7 protein-coding genes are annotated in these 6,461 nt (G+C 67.8%); all 7 read right to left on the bottom strand.

Annotation, left to right across the window (positions count from 1 at the left end; translation table 11 throughout):
* Positions 1-163 precede the first annotated feature (163 nt).
* The gene (locus tag AC1D01_RS16330) at positions 164-457 is read right to left on the bottom strand and encodes a hypothetical protein (protein ID WP_477868012.1); all 294 of its coding nucleotides are present in this window, start codon (positions 455-457) and stop codon (positions 164-166) included.
* 12 nt (positions 458-469) lie between these two features.
* Positions 470-1,291, bottom strand: coding sequence for an ABC transporter ATP-binding protein (locus AC1D01_RS16325; RefSeq protein ID WP_047506412.1), 822 nt, complete (start codon positions 1,289-1,291; stop codon positions 470-472).
* A gap of 4 nt (positions 1,292-1,295) precedes the next feature.
* Complete coding sequence (locus AC1D01_RS16320; RefSeq protein ID WP_477868010.1) at positions 1,296-2,630, bottom strand: ABC transporter substrate-binding protein; 1,335 nt, start codon at positions 2,628-2,630, stop codon at positions 1,296-1,298.
* A 44-nt stretch (positions 2,631-2,674) separates the two neighbouring features.
* Positions 2,675-3,739 carry a branched-chain amino acid ABC transporter permease gene (locus AC1D01_RS16315; protein WP_477868008.1) on the bottom strand — a complete coding sequence of 355 codons (1,065 nt, stop codon included), beginning with the start codon at positions 3,737-3,739 and terminating at the stop codon, positions 2,675-2,677.
* 3 nt (positions 3,740-3,742) lie between these two features.
* Complete coding sequence (locus AC1D01_RS16310; RefSeq protein ID WP_477868006.1) at positions 3,743-4,672, bottom strand: branched-chain amino acid ABC transporter permease; 930 nt, start codon at positions 4,670-4,672, stop codon at positions 3,743-3,745.
* Entirely contained in the window at positions 4,672-5,454 is a 783-nt protein-coding gene (locus AC1D01_RS16305) for an ABC transporter ATP-binding protein (protein ID WP_477868004.1), read from the bottom strand. Before AC1D01_RS16305 ends, AC1D01_RS16310 begins: the two co-directional genes overlap by 1 nt.
* The coding region (locus AC1D01_RS16300) for an AMP-binding protein (RefSeq protein WP_477868002.1) at positions 5,451-6,461 on the bottom strand (1,011 nt) is incomplete at its 5' end. The genes AC1D01_RS16305 and AC1D01_RS16300, both read right to left, overlap by 4 nt.

Below are 6,461 nucleotides of genomic sequence, written 5' to 3'. Positions count from 1 at the left end.
GCCGTGTGGTCGGTGATGCGCGCGGCATCGGCACCGGCGGGCAGCGCGGCGAATGCCGGCGCATGGGCCTGCGCATGCGCCAGCAGCGCCGGCAGCGCCGCGAACAGCGCGCGCTCGCGCTCGGCCGGCTCACGTGTTTCCAGCGCGTCGAAGAAGGTACCCATCACTCGTCATCCGCCCAGCGGGCCAGGCGTTTGCGCACCTCGTCGACCAGCTTGCGCACGTCGGCGCCGCTCTTCAGCACCYGCGTGTCCCATTCCGGCGTCGTGATCGGCCGGCGGGCGATGCGCGCGGTGATCGTCGCGGCATCGCTCGCGAGCTGGAGCACCGGCTTGCCTTTCCAGTCGAACGCCGCGCCGCGCTCGGCCAGCGGCTTCAGCTCGCGCAGCTGGCGCTTCAGCGTGACGAGAGTCTCGTCGGGCTTGAAGGCCGGTGGCGCAAAGAAATCATCGGACATCGTCGTCTCCCTTCAGCTCAGCCAGCGTTTGCGGCGCTTGTAGCTCTTGACGTCGCGGAAGCTCTTGCGCTCCACGTCGTCCTTGGCGCCGCCGGTGCCGAGGTAGAACTCCTTCACGTCCTCGTTCTCGGCCAGCGCCTTCGCCGCCCCGTCCATCACGACACGGCCGTTCTCGAGGATGTAGCCGTGGTCGGCATAGCGCAGCGCCATCGCGGTGTTCTGCTCGGCGAGCAGGAAGGTCACGCGCTCGCGCTGGTTCAGGTCGCGCACGATCTCGAACACCTCCTCGACGATCTGCGGCGCGAGGCCCATCGACGGCTCGTCGAGCAGCACCATCTTCGGGTTCGCCATCAGCGCGCGGCCGATCGCGCACATCTGCTGCTCGCCGCCCGAGGTGTAGGCCGCCTGTGAGCCGCGCCGCGTCTTCAGCCGCGGGAAGTAGCCGTAGACCTTCTCCAGCGTCTCGGCCACCGCCGCCTTGCCGTCGCGCCGCGTCCAGGCGCCGGTCATCAGGTTCTCCTCGATCGTCAGGTGCGCGAAGCAGTGCCGGCCCTCCATCACCTGCACGACGCCGCGGTTCACCATCTCGGCGGTGGACAGCGCCTCGATGCGGTCGCCGCGCAGCTCGATGCTGCCCTTGGTGACCGCGCCGCGCTCGCCCGCCAGCAGGTTGCTGACGGCGCGCAGCGTCGTCGTCTTGCCGGCGCCGTTGCCGCCCAGCAGCGCGACGATGCCGCCCTCGGGCACCTGCAGCGAGACGCCCTTCAGCACCAGGATCACGTGGTGGTAGATCACCTCGATCCCGTTGACGTTGAGCAGGATGTTCGCGGCCATGCGATCAGCTCTGGCAGTCTTCTGGCGTCCGGCGGGTGAGCTTCTTGTCGACGGCGTACTTGTCCGCCGCCGCCTTCACCATCGGCTTCAGGATCTGCTCGTCGGCCTGGTACCAGTCGGAGCTGAAATTCCACTTGCTGCCGTCCCAGGTGTGCACCCGCGTCCAGGTGGTGCCCATGTGGTCGAGGCACGAGGTGCTGACCGGCCGCATCACGCCGGCGAAGCCGAGCGCATCGAGCTTCTTCTGGTCCAGCGCCAGGTTCTCCAGCCCCCAGCGCACCTGCTCGCCGGTCATCACCTTGCCTTTGCCGTAGCGCTCCTGCGCGCGCCGCACCGCCTCGACACCGAGCATCTGGATGATCAGCCCGCGCGTGTACAGCACCGAGCCGACCTCGTCCTTCGGTCCGGCGCCCTGGCCCTTGTCGTGCACGTACTTCAGGATGTCCTGGATCACCTTCGGCTGCTGGCCCGAGGTGTTCAGCGCGAGCGCGTTGTAGCCCTTGGCGGCGTCGCCGACGTCCTTCACGTCCGGCTCGGCGCCGGCCCACCACACGCCGTACATCTTCTCGCGCGGGTAGCCGGTGGCGATCGCCTCCTTCAGCGCGGTCGAGTTCATCACGCCCCAGCCCCACAGCAGCACGTAGTCGGGCTTCTGCTGGCGCACCTGCAGCCAGGCCGATTTCTGCTCGACGCCGGGCGCCGTCACCGGGATCTTCACCAGCTCGAAGCCGTGCGTCTTCGCGCGCTCTTCCAGCAGCGGCATCGGCTCCTTGCCGAACGGCGAGTCGTGGTAGACGAGCGCGATCTTCTTGCCCTTCAGCTTGTCGAGCCCGCCTTCCTTCTTGCCGATGTGCTGGATCAGGACGTCGGCGGCCGTCCAGTACGAGCCCATCAGCGGGAAGTTCCACTTGAACACGCCGCCGTCCTGCGAGGCCGCCAGGCCGTAGCCGAGCGTGATCAGCGGGATCTTGTCGGCGGGCACCTTGTCGGTCAGCGCGAAGGTGATGCCGGTGGCCTGCGGGTCGAACAGCGTGACGCCGGCGCGGCCCTTCAGGCGCTCGTAGCATTCCACGCCGCGGTCGGTCGCGTAGCCGGTCTCGCATTCCTCGTAGCTCAGCTTGACGCCGTTGATGCCGCCGTCGCGGGCGTTGATCATCTTCAGGTAGTCCTGCTTGCCGTTGGCCCACGGCGTGCCGTTGGGCGCGTAGGCGCCGGTGCGGTAGACGAGCAGCGGGAAGAACTGCTCCTTGGCCTGCGCCTGCGCGGCCGGCGCGGCGAGCAGGCCGGCCCAACCCACCGCGGCGATCGCGGCAACCCGTGCGAACGACTTGAACTGCATGTCTGTCTCCGTTGGTGGTGGTGATGGAATCGCGATCGGTGGGCTCAATGGGGGAAGGGCCACAGCCGCAGCTTCTCGCGCGCGGTGGACCACAGCCGTGCCAGCCCGTGCGGCTCGACGATCAGGAAGAACACGATCAGCGCGCCGAAGATCATCGATTCGAGGTGCGATGCGAGCGCGGTCGACAGCGGCATGTCGAACCAGCGCGGCACCTGGTTCAGCAGCAGCGGCAGCAGGATGATGAAGGCCGCGCCGATGAAGCTGCCGCTGATCGAGCCGAGCCCGCCGATGATCACCATGAACAGCAGCTGGAACGAGCGGTCGATGTTGAACGCCGCCGGCTCCCAGGCGCCGAGGTGGATGAAGCCCCACAGCGCGCCGGCCACGCCGACGATGAACGAGCTGACCGCGAACGCGGTGAGCTTGGCGTACATCGGGCGGATGCCGATCACCGCGGCGGCGACGTCCATGTCGCGCATCGCCATCCATTCGCGGCCGATGCTCGCGCGCACCAGGTTCTTCGCGAGCAGCGCGAACACGCAGACGAAGCCGAGGCACAGCAGGTACTTCGACACCGGCGATTCGATCGGCAGCCCAAGCACGTTCAGGCCCGAGACGCTGACCGAGCCCGACGACGAGTTGTTGGTGAACCACGAGATGCGCAGGAAGGCCCAGTCGGTGAAGAACTGCGCGGCCAGCGTCGCGACCGCCAGGTACAGCCCCTTGATGCGCAGCGACGGGATGCCGAACAGCACCCCGACGCCGGTGGCGCAGACGCCGCCGAGCAGCAGCGACGCGATCAGCGGCATGCCCGGGATGCGCACCTGGAAGTTGTAGGCCGCGTACGCGCCCACCGCCATGAAGGCGCCGGTGCCCAGCGAGATCTGGCCGCAGTAGCCGACGAGGATGTTCAGCCCGAGCGCGGCGAGCGACAGGATCAGGAACGGGATCAGGATCGCGCGGAACAGGTACTCGGGCGCGGTGAGTGGCAGCACGACGAAGGCGACCGCCAGCAGCGCGAGGATCGCGACGCGGTCCTGCAGCACCGGGAAGATCTGCTGGTCGGCGCGGTAGCTGGTCTTGAACTGGCCGTTCTCTCTGTACAGCATGGCTCAGACCCGATCGATGATCTTCTCGCCGAACAGGCCCTGGGGCCTGACGAGGAGGAACAGCAGCGCCAGCACATAGGCGAACCAGATCTCGATGCCCCCGCCGAGCATCGGCCCGAGGTAGATCTCCGACAGCTTCTCGCCGACGCCGATGATCAGCCCGCCGAGGATCGCGCCGGGGATCGACGTGAGTCCGCCGAGGATCACCACCGGCAGCGCCTTCAGCGCCACCAGCGACAGCGAGAACTGCACCCCCAGCTTGCTGCCCCAGATGATGCCGGCCACCAGCGCGACGATGCCGGCCACCGACCACACGATGACCCAGATGCGGTCGAGCGGGATGCCGATCGATTGCGCCGCCTGGTGGTCGTCGGCCACCGCACGCAGCGCGCGCCCGGTGGCCGTCTTCTGGAAGAAGAGGGCGAGCAGCGCGACCAGCGTGGCCGCAACCAGCGCCGCCACCAGGTCCTCCTGGCTGATCAGCACGCCGCCTTCGAATGTGCCCTGCAGCACCAGCAGCGGCTCCTTCGGCATGCCGACGTCGATCTTGTAGATGTCGTTGCCGAACAGCGTCTGGCCGAGCCCGTCGAGGAAGTACGCGATGCCGAGCGTCGCCATCAGCAGCGTGATGCCGTCCTGGTTGACCAGCCGCGACAGGCACAGCCGCTCGATCAGCCAGGCCACCCCCACCATCAACGCCGCCGCGGTGATGAAGYCCAGCACGTTGGCGAGCAGCTTGCTGTCGAAGTGGAACCACTGCGGGAACCACTCGGAGAAGCGCGCCATCGCGAGCGCCGCAAACAGCACCATCGCGCCCTGCGCGAAATTGAAGACGCCCGAGGCCTTGTAGATCAGCACGAAGCCGAGCGCGATCAGCGCATACAGCATGCCCGCCATCAGGCCGCCGAAGAGGGTTTCGAGGAAGAAGCCCATCAGTGTTGAACCCCGAGGTAGGCCTTGATGACATCCGGATCGGATCGCACCTCGCCCGGCGTGCCGTCGCCGATCTTCCTGCCGTAGTCGAGCACCACCACCCGGTCGCTGATGTCCATCACCACCCCCATGTCATGCTCGATCAGCACGATGGTCGTGCCGAACTCGTCGTTCACGTCGAGGATGAAGCGGCTCATGTCCTGCTTCTCCTCGACGTTCATGCCGGCCATCGGCTCGTCCAGCAGCAGCACCTGCGGCTCCATCGCGAGCGCGCGGCCGAGGTCGACGCGCTTCTGCAGCCCGTACGGCATCTTGCCGACCGGCGTCTTGCGGTACGGCTGGATCTCCAGGAAATCGATGATGCGTTCGACGACGCGCCGGTGCTCGATCTCCTCGCGCTCGGCCGGCCCGAACCGCAGCGCCTGCAGCAGCAGGTTGCTCTTCATGCGCAGGTTGCGGCCGGTCATGATGTTGTCGAGCACGCTCATGCCCTTGAACAGCGCCAGGTTCTGGAAGGTGCGCGCGACGCCCATCTCGGCGACCTGGCGCGAGTTCATGTGGCGGAAGGTGCGCCCGCGCAGCGCGATCGAACCCTGCTGCGGCTGGTAGACGCCGTTGATGCAGTTCAGCATCGAGCTCTTGCCGGCGCCGTTCGGGCCGATGATGGCGCGGATCTCGTGCTCGCGCAGGTCGAAGCTGATGTCGGTCAGTGCCTTCACGCCGCCGAACGACAGGCTGATGTTCTTCACGTCGAGGATCACGTCGCCCACGGCTCGCGTCATGCGGCGCTCCTGACTGGCGCGAAGGTCTTCGCGTCGGCGATGCGCAGGTCGGCGGCGACCATGCCGCTGCGGCCGTCCTCGAACTTCACCGCGGTCTCGATGTACTGCGAGGCGCGGCCGCCGTACAGCGCATCGACCAGCACCTGGTAGCGCTCGCCGATGAAGCCGCGCCGCACCTTGCGCGTGCGGGTGAGTTCGCCGTCGTCGGCGTCGAGCTCCTTGTGCAGCACCAGGAAGCGCGTGATCTGGCTGCCGGCGAGCTTGTCGTCGGCCGCGAGGTCGGCGTTGACCTGCTCCACGCAGTCGCGCACCAGTTCGTACACCTCGGGCTTCTGCGCCAGGTCGGTGTAYCCGGCGTAGGGCAGGTTGCGGCGCTCGGCCCAGTTGCCCACCGCCTCCATGTCGATGTTGATGAAGGCGCAGACCTTCTCGCGCCCATCGCCGAAGGCCACCGCCTCCTTGATGTGCGGGAAGAACTTCAGCTTGTTCTCGACGTACTTGGGCGCGAACATCGCGCCGTCGTTCGCGCCGCCGACCAGCCGGCCGACGTCCTTCGCGCGGTCGATGATCTTCAGGTGCCCCTGCGCGTCGAGGAAGCCGGCGTCGCCGGTGCGGTACCAGCCGTCGGGCGAGAGCACCTCGGCCGTCGCCGCCTCGTTGCGGTAGTAGCCCTTCAGCAACCCGGCCGAGCGCACCAGCACCTCGCCGTCGGCACCGACCTTCAGTTCCACGCCGTCGATCGGGATGCCTACCGTGTCGGCGCGCGCCTGGTGGTCGGGTTGCAGGCAGACGAACACGGCGGTCTCGGTCGAGCCGTAGAGCTGCTTCAGGTTGATGCCGATCGAGCGGTAGAAGCTGAACAGGTCCGGCCCGATCGCCTCGCCGGCGGTGTAGGCCACGCGCACGCGCGACAGGCCCAGCGTGTTGCGCAGCGGGCCGTAGATCAGCAGGTTGCCGAGCRCCCAGGCCAGCCGGTCGGGCAGCGCGAGCGGCTTGCCGTCCATGCG

This window comes from Rhizobacter sp. P3_B12 (assembly GCF_056402895.1).
The sequence above is the reverse complement of the archived record's forward strand: the minus strand, read 5'-3'. Positions and strand labels throughout refer to the sequence as shown.